At 36.0% G+C, this 22,753-nt stretch carries 18 protein-coding genes and 1 tRNA gene; 5 read left to right on the plus strand and 14 right to left on the minus strand.

Annotated features, from left to right (window positions below; genetic code table 11):
• Positions 1 to 8 precede the first annotated feature (8 nt).
• The 3 genes from LX80_RS09240 to LX80_RS09250 all read right to left on the minus strand — a co-directional run bounded on the left by LX80_RS09240 (position 9) and on the right by LX80_RS09250 (position 8,230).
• Positions 9 to 3,335 carry an FG-GAP-like repeat-containing protein gene (locus tag LX80_RS09240; RefSeq protein WP_245898029.1) on the minus strand — a complete coding sequence of 1,109 codons (3,327 nt, stop codon included), beginning with the start codon at positions 3,333 to 3,335 and terminating at the stop codon, positions 9 to 11.
• A 252-nt stretch (positions 3,336 to 3,587) separates the two neighbouring features.
• Positions 3,588 to 5,243, minus strand: a complete 1,656-nt coding sequence (locus tag LX80_RS09245; RefSeq protein WP_111295530.1) for a RagB/SusD family nutrient uptake outer membrane protein — start codon at positions 5,241 to 5,243, stop codon at positions 3,588 to 3,590.
• Between the two features lie 23 nt (positions 5,244 to 5,266).
• Complete coding sequence (locus LX80_RS09250; protein WP_170120425.1) at positions 5,267 to 8,230, minus strand: SusC/RagA family TonB-linked outer membrane protein; 2,964 nt, start codon at positions 8,228 to 8,230, stop codon at positions 5,267 to 5,269.
• 252 nt (positions 8,231 to 8,482) lie between these two features.
• On the opposite strand from LX80_RS09250, the gene LX80_RS09255 reads away from it, so the two are divergent.
• Both LX80_RS09255 and LX80_RS09260 read left to right on the plus strand, forming a co-directional pair.
• Positions 8,483 to 9,466 carry a LacI family DNA-binding transcriptional regulator gene (locus LX80_RS09255; protein ID WP_111295534.1) on the plus strand — a complete coding sequence of 328 codons (984 nt, stop codon included), beginning with the start codon at positions 8,483 to 8,485 and terminating at the stop codon, positions 9,464 to 9,466.
• A 137-nt stretch (positions 9,467 to 9,603) separates the two neighbouring features.
• Entirely contained in the window at positions 9,604 to 10,521 is a 918-nt protein-coding gene (locus LX80_RS09260) for a molybdate ABC transporter substrate-binding protein (RefSeq protein WP_111295536.1), read from the plus strand.
• A 44-nt stretch (positions 10,522 to 10,565) separates the two neighbouring features.
• Here LX80_RS09260 and LX80_RS09265 read toward each other — a convergent pair whose 3' ends face one another.
• On the minus strand, positions 10,566 to 11,180 hold the full coding sequence (locus tag LX80_RS09265; protein WP_170120426.1) for a class I SAM-dependent DNA methyltransferase: 615 nt from the start codon (positions 11,178 to 11,180) through the stop codon (positions 10,566 to 10,568).
• A gap of 191 nt (positions 11,181 to 11,371) precedes the next feature.
• On the opposite strand from LX80_RS09265, the gene LX80_RS09270 reads away from it, so the two are divergent.
• Positions 11,372 to 12,217 (plus strand): class I SAM-dependent methyltransferase, encoded by an 846-nt coding sequence (locus tag LX80_RS09270; protein WP_111295540.1) that lies wholly within the window; start codon positions 11,372 to 11,374, stop codon positions 12,215 to 12,217.
• 88 nt (positions 12,218 to 12,305) lie between these two features.
• Positions 12,306 to 13,286 carry an aldo/keto reductase gene (locus LX80_RS09275; protein ID WP_111295542.1) on the plus strand — a complete coding sequence of 327 codons (981 nt, stop codon included), beginning with the start codon at positions 12,306 to 12,308 and terminating at the stop codon, positions 13,284 to 13,286.
• A 70-nt stretch (positions 13,287 to 13,356) separates the two neighbouring features.
• Here LX80_RS09275 and LX80_RS09280 read toward each other — a convergent pair whose 3' ends face one another.
• The 10 genes from LX80_RS09280 to LX80_RS09325 all read right to left on the minus strand — a co-directional run bounded on the left by LX80_RS09280 (position 13,357) and on the right by LX80_RS09325 (position 21,827).
• Positions 13,357 to 13,551 (minus strand): hypothetical protein, encoded by a 195-nt coding sequence (locus LX80_RS09280; protein WP_111295544.1) that lies wholly within the window; start codon positions 13,549 to 13,551, stop codon positions 13,357 to 13,359.
• 223 nt (positions 13,552 to 13,774) lie between these two features.
• Positions 13,775 to 14,944 (minus strand): S41 family peptidase, encoded by a 1,170-nt coding sequence (locus LX80_RS09285; protein WP_111295546.1) that lies wholly within the window; start codon positions 14,942 to 14,944, stop codon positions 13,775 to 13,777.
• Positions 14,931 to 15,689 carry an outer membrane beta-barrel protein gene (locus LX80_RS09290; RefSeq protein WP_111295548.1) on the minus strand — a complete coding sequence of 253 codons (759 nt, stop codon included), beginning with the start codon at positions 15,687 to 15,689 and terminating at the stop codon, positions 14,931 to 14,933. The genes LX80_RS09285 and LX80_RS09290 overlap by 14 nt, the downstream gene beginning before the upstream one ends.
• 11 nt (positions 15,690 to 15,700) lie before the next feature.
• Positions 15,701 to 16,045 (minus strand): hypothetical protein, encoded by a 345-nt coding sequence (locus LX80_RS09295; protein WP_111295550.1) that lies wholly within the window; start codon positions 16,043 to 16,045, stop codon positions 15,701 to 15,703.
• A 13-nt stretch (positions 16,046 to 16,058) separates the two neighbouring features.
• A complete protein-coding gene (locus tag LX80_RS09300; RefSeq protein WP_146250454.1) occupies positions 16,059 to 17,489 on the minus strand; it encodes a hypothetical protein in 1,431 nt (476 codons plus the stop codon).
• Positions 17,490 to 17,750: 261 nt separating this feature from the next.
• Complete coding sequence (locus LX80_RS09305) at positions 17,751 to 18,314, minus strand: hypothetical protein (protein WP_146250456.1); 564 nt, start codon at positions 18,312 to 18,314, stop codon at positions 17,751 to 17,753.
• 9 nt (positions 18,315 to 18,323) lie between these two features.
• Positions 18,324 to 18,737: a hypothetical protein gene (locus LX80_RS09310; protein WP_111295556.1), complete on the minus strand. Its 414-nt coding sequence runs from the start codon at positions 18,735 to 18,737 to the stop codon at positions 18,324 to 18,326.
• A 12-nt stretch (positions 18,738 to 18,749) separates the two neighbouring features.
• The gene (locus tag LX80_RS09315) at positions 18,750 to 19,940 is read right to left on the minus strand and encodes a hypothetical protein (RefSeq protein WP_111295558.1); all 1,191 of its coding nucleotides are present in this window, start codon (positions 19,938 to 19,940) and stop codon (positions 18,750 to 18,752) included.
• 296 nt (positions 19,941 to 20,236) lie between these two features.
• Positions 20,237 to 20,308: transfer RNA gene (locus LX80_RS09320), tRNA-Arg, on the minus strand.
• 112 nt (positions 20,309 to 20,420) lie between these two features.
• Positions 20,421 to 21,827: a C45 family autoproteolytic acyltransferase/hydolase gene (locus LX80_RS09325; RefSeq protein ID WP_111295560.1), complete on the minus strand. Its 1,407-nt coding sequence runs from the start codon at positions 21,825 to 21,827 to the stop codon at positions 20,421 to 20,423.
• Positions 21,828 to 22,245: 418 nt separating this feature from the next.
• Between LX80_RS09325 and LX80_RS09330 the strand changes: the two genes are divergently transcribed.
• On the plus strand, positions 22,246 to 22,713 hold the full coding sequence (locus LX80_RS09330) for a VOC family protein (RefSeq protein WP_245898030.1): 468 nt from the start codon (positions 22,246 to 22,248) through the stop codon (positions 22,711 to 22,713).
• The last annotated feature ends 40 nt before the right edge of the window (positions 22,714 to 22,753 follow it).

The following is a 22,753-nucleotide window of genomic DNA, read 5'->3' on the forward strand; positions in this document are numbered from 1 at the left end:
ATGTACAGTTATTTTCTTTTCAATAATTGATTACTACTATTCAGTTTAAACAAAACCGGATAATCATCATTGCGAAGGAATAAATAATAAGGATTTTCGCGTGTAGGAATGGCTAATATATCGCGGACCATTCCATTTAATTCAACCCCCGATTGTTGTGTGGTTAACACTTTAAATACAGCATTACCTCTGTTCATTAATATTGTTCCATAACTGGCATCTAAGCGTTCAAGCTGTGGTAAAAAGCCAAACTCATTACCACCCAGTATTAAGTCCTTTTTACCATCGCCATTTAAATCGGCACATTGAATGGCATTTACCGAAGAGAATTGTACAACAGGGGGTAATTTTTGCAATTCAAACTGCCCATTTCCTTTATTAATAGCAATAACGGAAGGCGTATAATTGAATTGTTTTACAATGCAGCTGTTGATAACCGAAGCCGGAAATAATTCCTGTACTGATTTAGAAGCATAATCGTGGTGTTTTAAATTATTTTTTTTCAATGAGGGTATTTCATCCTCCATATCACGTTTTAAGAACACCGGCAAGTCTTTACCGTTAATGGTACTGGTAAGTACCTTGTCCTGCACACCATTTTGGTTAAAGTCATTAATCCATAACTTAACAGGATGAGTGGAATCGGGATGCAAGTAAAAGTTTTCACCTATGTTTCCTATTACTAAATCAGGCAATCCATCACCATTCATATCAGCAACAGCCAAGCTTTCCCACCAACCGTATTTATTATTTAAATTAGTAGGCACTTCTGTAAATTGTTCGCCATTAACACTGAAAATATGAGGGGTCATCCACTCTCCTACAATAATTAATTGCGGGTTACCGGTTCCTAAAACATCGGCCCATTGGGCACCGGTTACCATACCAATATGTGCAATAGCCGGATTTTTGGTAGAAGCTATATCGGTGAAATGGCCATTCTTATCGTTTACAAACAAATAGCTTTGTGGGTCAACACCATAATTACGGGGTTCATTACGTCCACCTACAAATACATCCGGATAGCCATCATTATTAAAGTCGTGCACGGCAACGGCAGATACATTCATGCCCGTATTAGGAAATGCATCTGTTTTAATGGCAAAGTTGCCTTTACCATCATTGGTATAAAGACGCAATTGCATTTGCCTGGTATTGGAAGGTTGCGCATTACCTGAAGGACACACCAGCAAATCCATATCGCCATCATGGTCATAATCTAAAAATGCTACTGCACCATCTTCAAAATCGCGGAACTGTTCAAAAGTAGGTTCAGGCTTTTGAACAAAAGTGCCATTAGGCTGCTGAAGATAAATTTGTCCCGGATGTCCAACAGTACCTCCGATGTATATATCGGCTAAACCATCACCGTTTACATCCGCCACAGCACCTTTAGGACCTTCACGTGATAGCATTTTCGGGATATTGCGTTCATAGTTAAAGTCTATATTATCATCCTCTACATGACGAAGAAATACAGATTTAACGGAATCGAGCAAAGGGGTAACCGTTGTATTTTCTTTTTTGAAGTAGGTATTAAAAGTATCGGGTTGTTGATAATGATAGACGGTATCAACAGCAGGGGTTAAATAAGTGGTGATACCCAGGTTTGGCCAAATTATGCGTATAGAATCAATATGTGTTAGCTGTCCTAAACCAATAATTTGTTTATAATCCATAGAAGATTGAAAGCCTCGGCTGGGATAAACATCGCGACTCATAATTTGTCCGTTGGCATATACTTCAATTTTACTGCCAATAGCAAAAGTGTTTTGGTTAGTACCTTTCAACATAAAGCCCACATAATGATTATGGTTGAGTTCGCGGCTGTTGTTTTTATACACAAACGCTTCCATGTTTTCATTATTCACTACCAGGTCTAAATCACCATCATTATCTAAATCGCCATAGGCGGCACCATTGGAAAAAGAAGATTGCACCAAGCCCCAATCTTTTGCCTTATCAATAAAACGCAAGTCGTGTTGATTTTGAAAAGCCTTATTTAATAATGGATTTTGCGGAATTTTCAATAATACCTGATCTACATTATCTTTTTTACCGGTAAGAACCATTTTTTGTATCACATCATTTGCAAAAAAATCAATAAAATCTAAGTCAGTCACATCACGGTTCACCCCATTGCAAACATAAATATCATTGTAACCATCATTATCCATATCGAACATCAAAGCACCCCAGCTCCAGTCTGAAGCCGGAACGCCGGCATAATTGGCTATTTCAGAAAACTTTCCATTTTTATCATTTAACTGCAAACAGTTTTTTACATATTGGTAATAAAAGCCTGCCCTTAACTTACTTCTAAACAAATCAATATTATCAAATGCACCGGTGGTTTTTAACCGATAATCATCATCGGGCAGCATGTCGGTATTAAAAATATCAATACAACCATCATTATTTATGTCGGCAAAATCACTACCCATGGAAGAGAAGCTGGTATGCTTAATACGATCTTCAAACTCATCTTTAAAAGTGCCATTACGTTGGTTTACATAAAGGTAGTCCCGTTCATAAGAATCGTTTGATACATATATATCCGGATATCCATCGCCATTTACATCACCTACTGAAATACCCAAACCAAAGCTTATTAAGCTGCTGTGCAGCCCTGCTTGTTGGGTAACATCTACAAAATGGCCATTATCATTACGCAATAAATGGTTCCCGCCACCTTTTAAAAAGTCGGCTATTTTCCAGGCGCTATCGGGCAAATCGCGATTATTGTTAAACCCTAATTGATTAACGGGAATAGGACTATTATCAATAATAAAGCAATCCAAATCTCCATCTAAATCATAATCAAAAAACGAAACTTGTGTGGTATATCCCTTATGGTCTAATCCATATTTATGTGCTTCTTCAGTAAAAGTATTATTATGGTTATTGATATACAGTTTATTGCGTCTGTTTCCATTACTCATGTGGCCTGAGTTACAAACATAAATATCTAACCAACCATCATTATTAATGTCTACAAACACCACGCCTGTACTCCACATACTGTCTTGTTTGAAGCCAGCAGTAGCAGTAATATCTTTAAACTTAAAGTTGCCTTCATTTAAATACAATTTATTTTCACCCATGTTTGAGGTAAAGAAAACATCGGGCAACCCATCATTATTAATATCACCAATAGCAACCCCACCTCCATTGTAAAAATTTCTGAATAAAAAACTATTTTCCAATCTTCCATCGGTAACATCATTTCTAAAATGAATACCGGTATTAGTCATTAAAGTAAACAAAGTATTTTTATTGCTTTGATGGCATGCTGTCAAGAAAAGCAAAAAGAAAAAACCATATAAATATTTCATAATAAAATATACTTATAAAAATAGCAATTGTAAAAATGCAACATAACCACAATTGCTTGTTACATTATTGAATGGTTGTAAATGTAAGTACTATGCACGAATACTAAACAGCAGTACAGCCATAAAAATTATTGAAAAACAATTAATAACCGCTTTTGAAAGTCTTTATTTGGCGAAAGCTATCAATAAATAAAAACCAAACGACCGGATAAATCCGGTCGTTGGTTGAATGTTACTATGAAAGGGGTTGGTTTAATAACCTGGGTTTTGTACTAAGTTTGGATTAGCTGCCAAAGCTTGAGTTGGAATGGGATAAACCAAGTTTTTAGGATCATCATTAGGTTTATACTGCCATGGGGTTAAGAATACACCGAAACGAATTAAGTCGGTTCTTCTGTAGCTTTCCCAATACAACTCACGACCTCTTTCAGCCAATAAAGTAGTGGGGTCATCTACATTTGATGGATTTACTAATGTAATGGAAGTTAGTGTAGGTGCATTACGCGCTGCACGCAATTGATTCACTAAATTCAATGCTTGCGAAGTTTGATTTTTTCTCAAGTAAGCTTCAGCTACCATTAAAACTACATCAGGATAACGCATTAATACTAACCAGTTACCTGAGTTGGAAGAGTAATATTTACCGGTTGGGTCGGTAAAATCAGGCACATATTTCACTACACGAATACCGGTTACTTCCAAGTTACTGCCTGTTTCAATCATATTAGAAGCAATAGTGGGTGTAAAGGCCAACGGATTACCTTTTCTATCTTGTAAAGGATTACCATTTTGGTCATATTGCTGACCCACCAACATACCCGGACGAATACCGGAATAAGGAGTAACGTTGGGATTTTTTCTTAAACCAATTCTGCTATCTAATACAGAATCAGCCATTGAATAAGTGGTTGGTACAACACCACCGGCATTTACCCCGAAAGTGTTATAGAAATCACTCATAGTAGAGAAACCATTCCAACCGGCGTTGGGTGCTTGTGCAGTATATGAATTGTAGTGCAGCGTCATCATCCAACGTGCATCTATACCGGAATTGTTTACAGGATTACCGGAAGTATTAGGATAACCAAATATTAACTCTGGTGAACTACCATTAGTTGCTTTAAAGTTATCGAAATATTCTGAAGAATAGCTATACAATCCACTGTTGATGATTTGATTACCATAATAAATCACAGAATCCAAATCAGATGAAGCAAAGGTTGGTGCAGCACGGTTTAAAAAAGCACCACGTTGTAAATAAATATGCATCAACAATACTTTTGCAGCATCTTGAGTAGCGGTACTTGCACCTGTTCCACCTGTTGAAGCAGGTAAATTTGGCAATGCAGCAGTAAGCTCAGAAATGATAAAGTTAACAGCCGCAGCTCCTGAAAGCACAGTTGGCGCATTCAACAAATTATCGCCCGGATTTCTAATGGGGTATTGACCATATAAGTCTAATAAATAGTATAGTGCATACGCCCTCAAAAACCTTGCTTGCGCTGCTTGAGAAGCATTGGGGGTAAATGACAACACGTTGGTGGCATCAAAGTTTAATTTGTTCAAGTTATTGAACACATTTAATACTTGTTGATGATCTGCATTCCAGGTATGGTTATGAATTACTCTCCAAACACCGTTATCATCCCAGTCACCACCGCGAGTAGGTACCAGTGATTCATCTGTTGAATTTTCTTCCAAAGAAAATACCTGGTCTTGTCCTGTAAAAGGGGTTGCCAAATCAACATAAGCTGCATTCAACAACAACTGTGTTCCATTAGCACCTAAAGCATTAGCTGCCTGCGTAGCTGTCAATGAACTTTTTAAGGATTGATCCAGTTTTGTACAACCCACTATCATGCCTAATAATGGTATTGCAACTGCAAATATTTTTTTATAAGGTAGCATAGTTATAATTTTTAATAATTAACTTATAAAGAGAAATTAACACCAAATGATACAGTACGCTGTGTTGGGTAAGGCAGATATTCGATAGATAATGAAGGATAACCTGCATTACTATGATCCGTATTTACCTCAGGGTCGAAACCGGTGAACTTAGTAATCACGAACAAGTTGTTACCTGTTACGAATGCGCTCATATTTTTGATGTATTTACCCACATTACCAATTTGGTAATTAATGGTTGCATTTCTCAGTTTAAAGAAGTTACCGCTTTGCAGGAAGCGAGTTGAAGCACCAACTGCTGAAGTAACTGCTTCTGGTGAATTGAAGGCTGCTTTATCAATATTTCTTCCACCTACAATACCGGAGATGTTAGTGATGTTTGTAGCAGTATTGCTATATATTAAATATCCACCTTGTCCACCGCCATTTATGGTTAAAGTAAATTTCTTATAACGTATATCGGTACCAACACCATATACAGTAGTGGGGTTAGGGTTACCGGCTATTATAGGATTAGCACCAATTATTTGATTTCCATTCGCATCAAATCCACCAAATGGTTTTAAATAAAACGCATCAATGGGCTGATTGTTCGTCATAATTTGTGCTAAAGTTCCGGATACACCCTGACCGGTAATTTGACCAGTTAAGATTTGTAAAGGTGTTGTAGTTCCTGGTGCATAAAAGTCTGTTAACTTGTTTTTGTTGTAAGCCATGTTAAAGTTTACATTCCAACCGAAGTCTTTTTTATCAACAACTACTGCGCCTAAAGAAAACTCAAAACCTTTGTTTAAGATATGACCGGGTAAGTTAATCCAGTAAGTGGCGGCAGGTGCCGGCTGAATAGCATTGCTTTGGAATAAAATGTTGGTAGTGTTTTTATTGTAGTAATCGAAGCTACCGAATAAACGTCCATTAAAGAAACCAAAGTCTAATCCCAAGTCAACTTGTGAAGTTTGTTGCCATTTTAAATTGGGATTAAATACGTTTGATTGACCTATGTTATTGTACGAGATTACTCCAAATGATTCTTGAGAAGCAGAAGCAGGGAATTCCTGGCTACCTGTAATACCCCAAGAAGCTCTTAATGCTAAGTTGGAAATGGTTTTATTGTCTTGCAAGAATTTCTCATTGCTCATTACCCAACGGGCACCAAATGCGGGGAAATATCCGTATTTGTTATTGGCACCGAACTTATTAGAACCATCTGCACGGAATGACGCATCTAAGAAATACTTATCATCATAATTAAACCTGCCTCTTACAAAGTATGATTGCAAATCGGTGGTAGGATCTACATAAATACTGGGCAAGTTTTGTGTATTCCCATTTTGTAAAATTGAGGTGTAAGGAATATTCACCAACTTAGTCTGATCTAAATTGGTATTGAAACCGGTAGCACTGAAACTTTGGTTTGAATAATCAGAAGTCCAATATTCATAACCTGCAACAGCGTTCAATTTTAATTTTTTAGTAAGGTTTACATCATAGTTCAAAGTATGAGTGAAGGTTTGAGAAGTTAAGGTGGCATCAGAAATAGCACCAAAACCTAAACCGGATAAACCACTATATCCTTGAATAAAACCATCAATATTTGTTAAACGATTACCGGTTGCATGGTTAATGGCATATAAAAACTTGTAACTTAAGTTTTTAGCTAACTTATAAGTTGCATTGATGTTTCCTAAAAAGGTATTCAAATTTGACAAGTCAGAATAGGCAGTTAACAATGATAATGGGTTACCTGAACCATTGGTTGGGTAAATATATAAACCACTGCTATTGGTGAACGGCTGTGTTGGATTCCAACTTAAGGCAGAACTAATTAAGTTACCTTGAGAACCGGCTGTATTAGATACGTTGGGCAACTGGTAAGTTACGTGGCCGGCAATCATGTTAAAACCAATAGTCAAACGCTTATCTAACATTTTATATTCACCGCCAAAAGAAGCAATGTATTTAGACAAGTCAGTATTTTTAATAATACCGGGCTGTGTAGATGCTAAGAAAGAAGCCCTGAAACGACCATTTTCATTACCACCGCTAAAAGCTAAATTATAGTTTTGTGCAATGGTATTTTGTTCAATTGCCTTAAAAGCATCAATATTTGCACCTCCATCTAAACTGCTCGGCAAATTGTATTTAGTTAAAGCTTGTCTGAATTGACTGGCATTTAAAATATCATAACGCTTCATGTAACCCGCATTCACTCCATATGATACACCTGCTTCTACTTTTAAAGGTCCTGCAGTTGCTTTTTTAGTGGTAATTAAAATAACACCATTAGCACCACGAGAACCATAAATAGCGGTAGCAGAGGCATCTTTCAACACATCAACCTGGGCAATGTCATTCATGTTAATAAACAACAATGGGTTATCATCGGGGGTAGTTCCGAAACCACCTGTGTTTAGTGTAACAGAAGGACGAGCAGTTCTACCATCCAAAGGCACTCCATCTATTACATATAAGGGTTGTTGACCGGCTATTAATGAACTGTTACCTCTTAATTTTACGGTAGTGGCTGTTCCGGGCTGACCACCATTTGATACTATTTGTAAACCGGCAACCTTGTTTTGCAACAATTGGTCGGGTGAACTAATAATACCTTGGTTAAAGTCCTTGGCTTTAACTGAGGCTAAGGCACCGGTAAGGTCATTTTTACGAGCAGTACCATAACCAATTACTACCACATCGCCTAACTGATCGGCTGAGGGCACTAATGCTACATTAATGGTTGAGCCCGTAATGGTAATCTCTTGGGTAACAAAGTTCAATGAACTAATTACCAATGTTTTTGAATCGGCAGGGGCATTTAATTTAAAAGTACCGTCAGCACCGGTTTGTGTACCATACTGGGTACCCTTTACCACAACAGAAGCACCGGCAACAGGGCTACCGTCTTTCGAATCGGTTACCTTTCCGGTAATCACTTTTGTTTGGGCAAATGCAGCGGTGGAGAACAAAGCCAAAAATAGGTAGAGCATACCTTTGGCAAGCGTTTTTAAGTTCATAAAGCTAGCGTTTAGTTAGATTAATGTGTTAAATTTACACCTTTTATCTGTTTAAGAAAACTTTTTGTTAATTTTCTCAAAACAATGTGTTAATTAGACATCTAAATTATTCGAAATGTTGCATTCATTTATACATCCTAAAAAATAAAGCCCCTGCAAACGTTTGCGAAAATGTTTGCAGGGGAAAACTTCTTTCACATTTAATTCACATTTAAGCACCCCGGCATGAATACCACTACTTTAAAAAAAATTTCGGAAGTTCTCGGAATTAGTATTTCAACAGCATCAAGGGCTTTAAAAAACCACCCTGATATTTCGGAAAAAACCAAAGCCAAAGTAATTGAACTGGCTCAAACACTTGATTACGAACCCAATGCCAACGCTATTCACTTACGTACCAACAACAATCGGCTTTTAGGTATTGTAGTACCCAGTATTTCTAATTTTTTTTACGATGCATTTATTGCAGCTATTGAGGAAGAAGCTCGACAACAAGGCTATTCCGTTATGATTCTTCAATCGGGCGATAATGCTGAAGTAGAAGCCAATAACTTAAAACTGCTGCGGCAGAACCGTGTTTGCGGGGTATTTGCCTGCATTACACCTACCACAACTCAAATGCAACCTTTTGAAAAATTATTGGCCATGCAAATACCGGTGGTTTTTTTCGATAAGGTTCCCGATTATGCCAATTGTATCCGTATTTCCATTGCCGACGCAGAAGCTGCAAGTATGGCTGCAACTGCTTTAAATGAAGCAGGCATAAAAAAAGTACTTGCTATTTTTGGTAATCCCGCCATGTCTATTACCAAAAAACGTATGCAGGCGTTTAGCAATACCATTCAGTTTCCTAAATCTTGCCGTCTGATACATGCCCATAGCTTTTATGAAGCTTACACACTAACAAAAACTCATTGCAGCCATAAACCCCTACCCGAAGCCGTTTTTTGTATGAGTGATGAAATATTAACGGGTACTATGAAGGCTATTTTAGAACTGGGCTTGCAAATTCCCAAGCAAATAAAAGTAATAGCATTGAGTAATGGCTTTTTCCCGCAACTGTATTATCCTATTATTACCTATGTTGAAACCAGTGGTTACCAACTGGGCAAATTATCATTCCACAAAATGATGGCTTGCATTAATGGCGACAGAACTTCAACAGAACTTACTGTTCCTTGTTCAATCATTAAAGGTGGATCATTATAAATTATGTGAATGAATGCTTGCAACAATCAACTACATCATAACTGTTTATTATTAAGCATTACCGAATATGATAAGGCAGTAATGGCTTGTTGCTGCAACTTTGCAACGTATTTAATCATTTCCATAAATCCTTTTGTATGAAATATGTTTTGACGTTTATCCTAATTCTGTTGATGGCTTCTACCCCTCGGCAGCCCTTTGCACAGGCACATCGCTACGATCCGCCTTGGAACACCCCTCCAAAAAGTGCTTTGAATTTCACCATTCCCGGTGTAGACAATGTTCCTGATTTATATGGCGATATTAACAATGCACAATTAGTAATATTTTTTGCCGGCAATCAATACATGTGCGTAGGCGATTTAATTGATGCTTTTAAAAGAAAATATCCGCAATACCAACGTGTATTCGCCGAAACCTTACCACCGGGCATTTTAGCGCAACAAATTGAAGGTGGGTCCATTACCATTGGTAACTTACGCATTACTTTACAGGCCGATGTATATACCGCCGGAAAAAGCCGTATGCTGCAAATGCTACCCTATGTAACCGATACAGCTACCTATGCCTTTAATAAATTGGCTATTATGGTAGCAAAAGGCAACCCTAAACATATTCACAACCTAAACGATTTGGGAAAACCGGGTGTAAGGGTTAGCATGCCCAACCCCGAATGGGAAGGTATTGCCAAACGTATTGAAGAAGCTTATATTAAAGCGGGAGGTGATGCTTTAAAGAAAACAATTATGGTGCAAAAAGTTCAAAACGGCTCAACTTACCTTACACAAATACACCACCGTCAAACCCCCATGCGCATTATGTATGGAGAAAGCGATGCAGGACCCGTTTGGTATTCTGAAGCATTTTACCAACAAAGTATTGGCCATCCCATTCAATTGGTAACACTTCCCGAATCGCAAAATGTGCATGCCGTATATATGGCCGGATTATTGAAAAAAGCTCCGCATGCACAAGCCGGTAAAGATTTTATGCAATTCTTAAAAACAGATACTGCCAAAGCTATTTATCGGAAATACGGATTCACAACCCCATAACAAATCATTCAATTCATCCCTGTAAAAAAGCCAATACCGTTAGGTTATTGGTTTTTTTGTGCCGTTAGTAAAAATACCGGATATTTTTTCCCATTATTTCTTTCAATAGTAAAACAAGTTTGATGTTGTACATGATTGAATCCAAGTGTATTGAGTTGCTGCCCCAATTCATCCGGATTAAACCCTTTGTGCACCTGCATGCCCGGCTCATGAAAACTGCCATCTTCAGTATATAAATCGGCAATAGCCAAGTAACCCCCGGCATTTAATAATTGATGAAAAGTTTTAAATATAGCCGGCACATCCATAATATGGTGTAATACCATTTGGGTATAAATAATATCAAACTTTTCAGTATACGCCGTATTTTCTAAATCAAGCGCTACTGTATGAATATGTGGTGTTTGGTAATAAGCTATTTTTTCTTCACATACTTTCAGCATCTCAGCCGAATTATCCATTAATACAATTTCTTTGAAAGCATCTTTTAAAATAAAACTAAGTAAGCCTGTACCTGCACCATACTCCAACGCCTTCCAATTTTTTTGCAGCGGTATCATTTGTTGTAAAGCAGCAGCAATAGCCATTGAACGTTCCTGATGCATTTTGTCCTTATCCCATTCTTTCGCTACTGTATTAAAATGTTGTTGACTATTCATAATCATCATTAATAAAATTCATAATTTTTGAATAAACAAAATCTATTTCAAATTATTGTTAAACGCAATCATTCAGTGCATGAATAACAATCAAATCTTTTTTTTGTTGGGTTTTCTGCACCTTTATTTTCATTACAAATATTATTAGCTTTCAATTTTTATTACATTGCTATGGTTCATTAAAAATTTTTATGGAAAATGTATTAAAAGAAATACGCGATAAACAAAAAAACATATGGAATCAATGCTCACCCGGCTGGGAAAAATGGGATGCTTTACTAATGGATTTTTTAGCCCCAATGGGTAATGTCATGATTGAATACATTCAACCCCTGGAACAAAAACTGATATTGGATATTGCCTCCGGCACCGGTGAACCTGCTTTAACTATTGCAAGCCTGCTACACAAAGGCCATATAGTTATGACCGACCTTTCGGAGGATATGTTGGCCATTGCCAAAGCAAAGGCCACTTCCCTTTCTTTACAAAATGTTGATACAAAAGTTTGTGATGTTACTGAATTACCTTTTGCAGATAATACATTTGATGCTGTTACCTGCCGCTTCGGATTTATGTTTTTTCCCGATATGCGCCTGGCGGCACGTGAAATGATACGGGTATTAAAACCGGGCGGTAAATTGGTTGCTGCCGTTTGGGGTTTACCTGAAAAAAACATTTGGATTTCTGCCGTTACCCATGTTATTCAACAGCACTTGCAATTGCCGGAAACACCAGTTGATGCACCGGGCATGTTCCGTTGTGCTAAAAGCGGACTATTGCAACATATTTTTGAAGAAGCACAACTAAAAAATGTATTTGAGCGAGAGGTTGCCAACCAACTGCATTTTGATACTGCAGAAGCATATTGGGATATGATGAAAGATATTTCAGCACCCATTGAAAAAGTATTCAAAACAGCTGATTCAATGACAAAAAATGCCATTAAATCTTCAACTATCCAAATCATTGAGCAACATTTTGGAAAAGTAAATTTGGCTATTGATGCTTCTGCACTTGTTATTGGTGGCGAAAAATAACCCTATGGCAAGTTTAACAGTACCATTATTACTTGTATAAATTATTATACGAAATTTGACCATCATTTAACCACCAAAAACAGGCACCATGGAATACGTTCGTTTTGGCAATACCGGTTTAAAAGTTTCTAAAATTTGTTTGGGCACTATGACCTATGGACGTCCTACGGAGCGTTGGCCATGGGCTTTAAACGAAGCCGACAGTATCCCCTTTATTAAAAAGGCTTTAGACTTAGGTATTAATTTTTGTGATACGGCCGATATATATTCTTACGGTGCCAGTGAAACCGTATTGGGTAATGCTTTAAAAACATACACCAGCCGACACGAAGTGGTTATTGCTACCAAAGTATTTAACCCCATGAGTGCTAATCCTAACGATGGGGGCTTGTCGCGAAAGCACATAATGCATTCTATTGATGCCAGTTTAAAAAGACTACAAACGGATTATGTAGATATCTACCAAATTCATCGCTGGGATTATCAAACACCTATTGAAGAAACCATGGAAGCATTACACGATGTAGTAAAAGCCGGAAAGGCCCGATATATTGGCGCTTCTTCCATGTATGCCTGGCAGTTTGCCAAAGCTTTATACACAGCCGACTTACATGGATTTACACGCTTTGTTTCCATGCAACCGCATTATAACCTTATTTACCGGGAAGAAGAAAGAGAAATGATACCCCTTTGTATGGACCAAAAAATTGCTATTATACCCTGGTCACCATTAGCGCGTGGTTTATTAACCGGAAAACGCACTGCTGCCCGCAATGAAACATTGCGTGCTCAAACAGATGAATACGGTAAAAAATTATACCAAAAAGAAAGTGATTTTGCCATTGTGAATGCAGTAAATGCTTTAGCAGAAAAACGTGGTTTACCGCCTGCTCAAATAGCATTAGCCTGGGTACTTAGTAAACCTTACATTACAGCACCTATTGTGGGGGCCAGTAAACCCGGGCAACTAGAAGATGCCGTAGCAGCTTTGGAAGTTCAGCTTTCACCAGAAGAAATAAACAGTTTAGAAAGTTTATATGAGCCGCACCCCGTATTAGGGCATCAGTAAGCTTTTTATTCGGGCATTAATTTTTCAATACCTCATCAAAAATTTCACGCAGCATTGCTGTGTAAAGTTCTTACTCTTTTTTGGTGCAAGGTGGAATCTGAATTTTTTGCAAAGTAGTTTTAGGGAAATAAAAAGTACTGCCGAATTCTTTTACAATTTCATCCTCATGCACCTCTACCTTATATACCGTATTGGGGTACGATATTAGTTCTGTAACCTTTGCAATATTGCTTTTACCGTTGTAATGAAAACTAATGGTTGTCATAAGATTTTAATTGGCTTTAAAGAATTTGAATGGGTCATTCCGATTCTAAAAAGTAAAGGATGCACTATTAAATTCAGGCGAATTTACTTACACAAATTTGAAAAAGCCGATTTTAGGACTTTTACTACATCGTTTTCAAGGTACAACTACAAGTACGTTATATAACAAAAAGTAAAATAAAGTTCGAGTAATATGATTATTTTTCGGAAATGAACTTAATTTTCTAATGAATTACACTTATTGCTTTTTCTAAAACAAGATCCCTTCCTTCCTGAATACTAGTTGAATTAAATGGAATGAAAACATCCGGTGGAAATCCTATATTCTCGTATATTTTATTGTTTATAAATTTAAAACGAGCAGAAGATAATTGTACACTCATAAAATCCGGGATTGTAAAACTTCCGCAATTCATCGAGCTGTCCTCTACTATTGCACCTGTTGCACCAAATGTATTTTCGCCTATCAACAGACTGTTAGGTAAAGTTTTAAAAAACATTACGAAAGCTTCAGCGGTTGAAGCAGAAAAATTATCTGCAAGAACAATTATAGGCTTACCAATATTATTATAATTATCATTTGGATTAACTAAAGCCGGTAACCACGTAGAATAGCTATAAATTCCTTCACCTATTTTATATTGAGCATAACCATAAAGATGTTGATGATTTACAAAATGTTTTGCAAAAAAATTCAAATCATTTAAATCTCCGCCTAAATTACTTCTAACATCAATAATTAATCCTTTAATAGTATCCGATAAATTATTAAGCATTGCAAAATATGATTGCAAAGCATATTTTATGTAATAACCATTTGGACTAGTGTAGCTTTCGGATAATGAGCAATGATTAAAACTTATGTACAATATTTTATGTTTGATTGTCCCACATAAAACAGTTAAAGCCTCACCGTTGTTGATGAAATCTGTATTTTTAGCCATTAAATACCCTTTGTCTAAATAATTTGTATCAATTTTCCAATAAGGATAAGGGGGATGAAAAGAAATTAATTTACTTTTTCGGTCATAGGCTGGAAATATAGCAGAATCCGTTAATACAGGATTTAGGAAATTAATATTGTAATGATTATCCAATAAATTTTTAGATATGTCTCTAAAATAAGAAACACTTTTTTTAATATCATTTTCCTTATTTAAATCTAAATTATTGAATAAAGGATCATATTTGTTAAACACAGCTGCCCAATTGGTTGTATCTAAATCCCAATAAGCGTAGTTACTTTTCATTTTCATCCAATAGTTTTCAAAAACATCTTTAAATGTCTGAGGATTATCGGAATAACTAAGTGCTGAATTTCGATAACATGAAACTATTAAAGAAAAAAATACAAATAAACTTATTAAAGAAAATAATTTTTTAAAGTTTACCATTTTTTAAAAAATGTTTTGCATGTTTCAACTCTATTAAAACTCCACTTTCAATTACAAAGGTTTTAAAATAACCATAAAGTTGAAAATTGCCCTTGCTTTTTTCATTATTTGTAATGGATTGAAAATACTGACCTTTTAAAGCAAGGCAAATATTTCGATTTATAAGATAATGAATACCAATTCCTGTGTTCCACCCAAATCCCCATCTATTGTCAGCATCTGAAAAAATATATTTCACCTTATATTCCGTTAGTCTTGCATACTGTGTAATATTCCCATTTGAATTCAAGCTATCAATGCTGTTATAAACATTTGGCAAGACTCCTTTAATATGGCTTTGCAGCCAATAACTAACAAATCCACCCCCCGAAATGGAAATTTTAATTTTTTGAGCTTTTAAAAAATAAAACCCAAGTGAAACTGGTAACTGTAAATAATTATTATCATATTGTTGATATATTTCACTATTGTAAAATTTTTGAAATCTAAAATTTTTTGAAATAAATGTAAAATTTGTTTCAAGAAATAGATTATTAAATAAATAATTATAGTTGATACCTACAATATATCCATCTCTATTCCTTTCATTTAATGAATTATCACTGATCAAAATATTATTTGAATAACCAGCTGTAATGCCAAGTTTTGCTTGTGCTAATAAATTATAAGAATTACAAAAAAGAATTAAACAATTAAGAGCTACATAAAACGTTATTTTATACAATTTAAAAAAATATACGGGCATATTAAGCCTATCTATTGAAAATGAAGAAATAAAGCAATAGGATTGGTACCATCAACCACAGATATATTACTTATATCATATCTGTCCAGATATAATAGATTAAAAACATCGTAATTTCCATTAATGCTTATGAAGCCATTTTCTATATTCCAATTTTTACCATAGTCACTTGAAACTGGCGTGCCGGGAAAACCGGTATTATCGCTCCAGCAAATTACCCTTTGTACATTATTTGATTTGATTACATTTAAAATTTGAGCAGTTATTTGGTCTGCACTGGTAGGGGTAATGACAGTTTCCTTTTTACAAGCAGAAAAAATGACAAATACGCATAAAATAGAAATAATTTTTTTCATACATTATCAATTTTTAATTGTTTACAACATTAGCTAAGAAAGTTTTTACGATTAAAGGGCCGTTACCACTGCAGCCAGGAAATTTTACGTTAAAAGAAATCCGGATGGCTGCGGTTGGTGAGTATCTTGCACCTACAAATGAAGGAACTGAAAGATAATTGGTTTGAAGGGCAGTAATATTGCCAATCGTTTCTAATTGTGTACTATCAATATAGGGAATAATTGGAATAGGATTGATTAACACAATTGATTCGTTGTAATTTGTGACATAACTGCTTACAAGTGGGTTAAATATTTTATTAAAAGAATTATCATCGATTTTAAAATTAAAGTTTGTAAAAGTGTTATCAATTGTTTGAGGAGTTCCAGTTGAATAGGTATTTTTAACTAAATGTACTGTTGGTTTAGCAGCAATATTAAAAATACCCATAGGCAATCTGTATGCAGGCATATACCCATCAATGGCCATATTTCCTAAAGTAGTACCAGGAATAAAGAATCCTAATCCAGGATAAGGTATAATCCCACCATTTTCCGAAGAAGTGCCTCTTAATTGAATCTGAGTATTTATGGATAAATTCACTTCTTGAGTATTAGAACTACTCCCGCCGAAAATAGCATTAAAAACATTATTAACTACCCCCGACAGGCCAGATGTTAACCCAGTTTCGACAGCAGAAACTGCTTTAGCAGAAAGACCTATCGAAGTAGGAATATTTTTATATTTATCGATAGCCTGAATGCCAGTGGCCTCAAATGTCCCTTTTAAAAGATTGCTGAACAAATTACTGGGTTGACTTGGTGTAGAGATAATACCATTAATTGTACCATACTGATCCCCTGAAAATTGAAAAGTACTTATATTAGTCCATTGAAAAAACCAATTTAGATTAATTTGATCAGTTGAAGTATTTGTAATGTTCGGATCATAAGCAATTTCAAACTGACTTGCATACCAAGTATTTATTGCAATTTGTGTAGGTTCTATTTTGGTAACTGTAGTATTATTTTGCGAGACATCAATTAAATCTTGACCAATAAAATTCAACATAGAAGAGTTATTCGCGTTAGGTCCTAAATTTAAACCCGAGGTAAGGTATGTTGAAGGTAAAGAGTTGACATCATCTACAAACATATAAATCCTTAACAAACCACGATATTGATTATAAAGAGCAAACCATGGATTGTGTTGTAAGATATTTGTATTAAAAGTATTGTAGACCAAAACCCATCCATCACTTTGTTTAATGTCATATAAAATGTCAGAAGAAAATCCTCTAACAGCTCCACTAGCCCATGGAGATAAGATTTGTATTCCTGATGGAGTTGGCATAAAATCTAAGTTTTCCCAGTTGCCTAAAGGGTAAGTATGTATACTATCTTTAGCGTTAACAGAAATTAAAGATGAACTGTGAAAATCTTTTTTACAACCACTTGTTACCATGAAAATAAAGGCAAATAAAAGAAAGCTAAAGTTTATCAAAAACTTTTTAGGCTTTAACCATAAATAAATGTAATTTTTTGCGGGGGTGGGGGGGGGGGGAGAATTTTTTTCATAAAAATTGAATTTGTTATTCAAATTTAAAAATATATTTTAAAAATTCAAATTAAAATTAACTTAAATAAAAATGTTAATCTTTTATTGCAAAGAACGCCTCATTACATTAAACAAAAAATCAAATATTTTCAACATTTATGTTCCCTCTCATTTCCCATCAATTGCACTACGCACTTTATTTTCAAATATACCGGTGCTGCGTACTTCTAAAACAATGTTGTACGATAAATTATCAGTTGTAGTAGTGTTGTTGGTAGCATTGGCGGTTTGGCCAAAACCTGCAATGCGGGCATCGGTATTGGCTAAGTTTATTTGTAAATAAGTGTGGTTGTTTTGTTCGTACAAATGCATCATCCATGCACCATTTAAAATGGAAGGACGAATAGTAGGTTGTACCATAGTCCAATCGCGGTATTTTGAACATACCACATAGGCTAAACTATCGGTGGGTGCATCATTGGCATTTTCCCAGGTGTAATGTTTTAAAAATGAAACCTTATCGGTTATAAGAATGCCATCCGCTTTATCCAATGTTTTCAATCCAATTCCTTCTCTCGTAAAAAAATTAATTAATGTATCCCATGCTGCTGCTTTACTCAATTCGGTTGAAAAAGTATAACCTTCTTTATGATAAGTACCTTTTAGCGGAATCACATGCATGGCACAGGAACTGCATAAACAGAGCAAACAAATAACGAAAAGGTTTTTCATAAAAGAAATTTAATATTTTACAAAATTGGCATAATAATTAATGGTTAGGTTATTGGTATTTATTTTCAGTTGCAGGCTAACTGTATTTAATTGCGTAATTAATAAACGGGCAGTATCGGTACTTCCCATTAAGCTTAATTGGTTATTGGTTACTTTATAGGTAGTATAAGTAGTTCTTCCACCTAAAATATAATATGCCGTATCGTTGGCAGTAAACTGTAACGAGTCAGCAAAATTGGTAACCAATGCAGTATCATAAACAGTGTGGGAATTATACAATTTACCCGCCGAATTCAGGGTATCGATCTGGCTGTTTTGATAACGCCAATTACCTACAATAGCAGCAGTATAGTTCACACTATCATTTTTCTTACAACCAATTGCAATGAATACCGCCAATACAATGAATAATACATATTTCATACAATCTACAATTTAATGAATGGGTGTTTTTAATTGATTTACATAAGCAGTATCACGGTAATACACCCCGTTATAAGTAGTAACAAAAAAGTATTTTCCTACTCTTGTCAAAGAAGTTATTCTTGAATTGTCTGGAATGCCGGTATTGTTCAGTTCATTCAAATAAAAATTATTCCCATTCATGCCCACAATAAAAAGTTTATTGGAACCCATCATGGTAGCATAAAGTTTATCATCAATTGTTCTGAAAATAATATAACTTAAAGCATTGGGGTAGTTGGAAATAGTATTGAATTGTTGCCAGGTTTCACCCTTATCGGTTGAGTAGAAAATATTGCCGTAGGAATTAATGAATAAATTATTTCCGATACTAAACATATTATAAAATCGGAAGTTATTTGCTACGGTTGGGGTTACCGGGTTATACCCAAATGCCTTTACGTTACCCAATGTATCAATTCTATATAACTGGCTATTGAAATTAACAAAAAACTTGTTGAAGAATGTTGCACAATAATAAAAAGAGGTTGCGGGTAGTGTTCCGGCTGCCGGCGATACACTAACCATTTTTACGGAAGACATATTGGGATGTGTAGGTAAGCCGGGCGAACCAATAAAACTTGTATCTAAATTTACTAAATCAAAACGAACTGTATTATAATCAGCTGTTTCCACCGGCGACAGCATATAATGACCGCTATTCAATGGATAAGATCCTACAGGAAAGCATTGGTCAGGCGAATAGTAAAGCTGGCTGAATATACTATTTAAACCCGGCGTATAATTGGGCACATAAATAAACTGAGAAAACTGATTATTATAAGGTATATGCAAAATATTGATGGTATTATTGGTAGCGTAATAGATGCAGTAATTATTATAAAAATTAATGGCAGAAGTGGCTTGTAAATTATCATTAACATTTAATAGAGTCAAAAAAAACGCATTACTGAAACCATTTTTGCCAACATTCATGGTAAAGTAGCAGGTACCGTTGGCAAGCGTGAACAAACTATCATTAAAACAACCACTATTGTAAAAATTGGCCCCAATAAGATTTACTGCATCTAAAGATTGCCATGTATTATTGGTATTATTTGGTGCGGACTGCACTATTTGTGTAACCGTTTTTTTGCAGGCAACCAAAAATAATAGGCCGACAACCATTATTGCCAATGCCTGCTTTGCTTTTCTCTCTTTCATAAGCAAAAAATATTATTCAAAAATAACCGAAGTGATTTATAGAAAAAAACGTATTTCTACGTATTATAAAATGTATTTTTTTAATTTATAATCTTTTTTAAACTAAGTATATGTTGCAAATGCAGGCAGATAAGCATTTTAGAGGGTTTAACCGAAAAAGATAGCATGGCATTAAAGAATCATTAAAAAGCTATTATTCTTAAAAAATCAATATCTGCTAATGCTGAATTACAAAATGATCATAAAAAAAAGCAGCTTGAATAGCTGCTCGCCTTGTTAAAAAAGATGGTTGTATGTGGTCTCACCAAGAATCGAACTTGGATCTAGAGTTTAGGAAACTCCTATTCTATCCATTGAACTATGAGACCCTACCCCTTTTTAAGTGAAAAAAGGGCCACAAATGTAGGCGTTTCCTGCTTAAAATTGATAGCAGACGGGTACAAAAATACAACACAGCCTGCCGAATACAACAAAATAGGGTTATGGTTTAGCGTTGGCTGTTGCCGTAAATAAAGTCCATGGCCAGGCTTTCATATTTTGCAAGAACTTTGATTGCCAAGCATATTCGGGATGGGCTTTGTAAAATTTTTCACCCACAAAATCTTCTCCACAGGGATGCCCCATGTGTGCCCAAAACTGCATATGCGCCGCTAAGTCGGCAGTTGTTACCTTGCCTTGCACCGCTCCCATAGGATAATAAGGTGCTAAATCCCACTCTTTGCAACCTTTGGCATCTTCATCAATATGCCCGCAAATAACACAACGGTTATTGGCTTGTGTATTATCTAACGCATCAAAATGATCGGCTTCCACTTGTTTTCCGGTAGTGGCATCTAATTTTCCTTTCAGGTTAACGCACACCAACTGTTCCATTCTGCGCTTACGGGCATTGGGGCTGGTAGTGCTATCGTTTACATTAAAGGTTGTTTCCTGTTGTATGATTTGCGGATCGCTGGGGAAGTTAGAACCAATAATAGCCGTATCCTTACTGCGCCATACCCGATAATTTTTTAATCCCAGTTCCAACTTGGCTACTTCATTGGTTTTGGTATCACCAATCAACCAGTCGTTGGCATAACCGCCGTTATTGCCTTGCGTAAAAATAGCAATGGCATCATCAATACTATGGGCATATTGTGCCACTTTGCGTGCCCTTTCAAATTCAGGAATACCGGTGGTATCAAATCCTACAAACTGTGTAATAGTGGTTTCAGTGTACATTAATCCATTGTCAGTAATTACAAAGTCATCACCACTATGAATAAAACCGGGCATACAATCCATCATTAAATGATTGCCTTTTTCCGGAACAATATCGGCAATAACATTCCAGTGTTGGCCAATAATGTATTCGGTCCAGTTATTATGCCCCATTACAATTTTTCCATCTTTGGTATAACTGCCGGTAGCTATAAAAGCACTACAATTACCCGGTGCTTTATTATTCCCACTGCCGGGATTTAAGCGGTTCATGATTTGTGGCACATAATAAAAAGCCAATTCTTCCACCGCATTATAAGCCGTTAAATCAAGGCTATCATAATGCAACCCTTGGTCGTGCAAGCCGGCTACTATGCCATTCAATTCATCTTTATATTCCCTATCTAATTTATTCCACAAAAAGTTTTGGGCACAGGTACGGTAAAAACTCCAATCTTTTTGGGTTTCGTGTGCCAAGTAATAGGCCACTGATTGTATGGAAGTATCAATTTCATGTGCCAATAAATAACCATGCTGATAACCAATTTCAGAGGGTGTACCGGCTAAGTGTACATAAACCCATCCATTTTTTCTTTCTTTTGAAGCTTTACTCAATGTATTATGATAAGCATTGTTGTGGCAAGCAGAAAGTACTACTAAACCAAATAAGCATAGGGCTAATTTCATGAGCAAATGTTTTGGTAGATGGAAGTTACATGGAATATTGGCGCAACAGGCTGAAAATTAGCTTAAATACCCAGTCATAAAAAGCAAATGAAATGAGTAAAAGATGGTTGCTGCTGTAAAAAAAATATATGGGTTCCAAAGCCTACCCCTTTCCAAACTGGTTCGAGACTGCTTCGAGTCAACAGCGTTGCGCAACGCTGTAAGTCCGAATGAATATCGAATTTGAATAGAGGGTGAATAAAAGGTATTACCGGTGTTGCCCAATTCCGGCCAAAAGTACAACAGTGAATATAAGCATCCCCATCTTGCCCATAATACCTTTGATTTTTGTGGGGTTAAAACATTAAATAAACCTTATGCAGCTATTTTAGGTACAGTAGCCGCTTAAAATTGGTATCTTCCCATCTAAAATTTACGTATGAAATCACTTGCTATTGCCATTTTCGCTATTTTATTATGCAGCGGCCAATCGTTGTTTGCTCAAAAAAATGCCATGGCCGGCATGCATCCCACCCTTAACCACATTGCAGTGTATGTGTTTGATTTGCAAAAGCAAGCCGATTTTTACCATGATGTGATGTATTTAGACACCATACCCGAACCCTTTCACGATGGCAAGCATGTTTGGTATCGCATAGGCCCACACAGCCAATTACACTTGATTCAAGGTGCTAAAGCGGTTAAAAACCACGATATTAATACCCATATTTGCTTCAGCGTGCCCAACTTAAAAGCATTTATTGAGCATTTGAGTAATTTGGGGGTTGCTTATCAAAGTTGGACCGGCGAAAAGCATGGCATTACCAAAAGGCAAGACGGCGTACAGCAAATTTACCTGCAGGATACAGAGGGGAATTGGATAGAAGTGAATGATGACCGCTTTTAAAGGTTAAAAGCCCCTTTAAAATCAGGTTTACGCTTTGTAC

This window comes from Hydrotalea sandarakina (assembly GCF_003254115.1).
GTDB lineage: Bacteria > Bacteroidota > Bacteroidia > Chitinophagales > Chitinophagaceae > Hydrotalea > Hydrotalea sandarakina.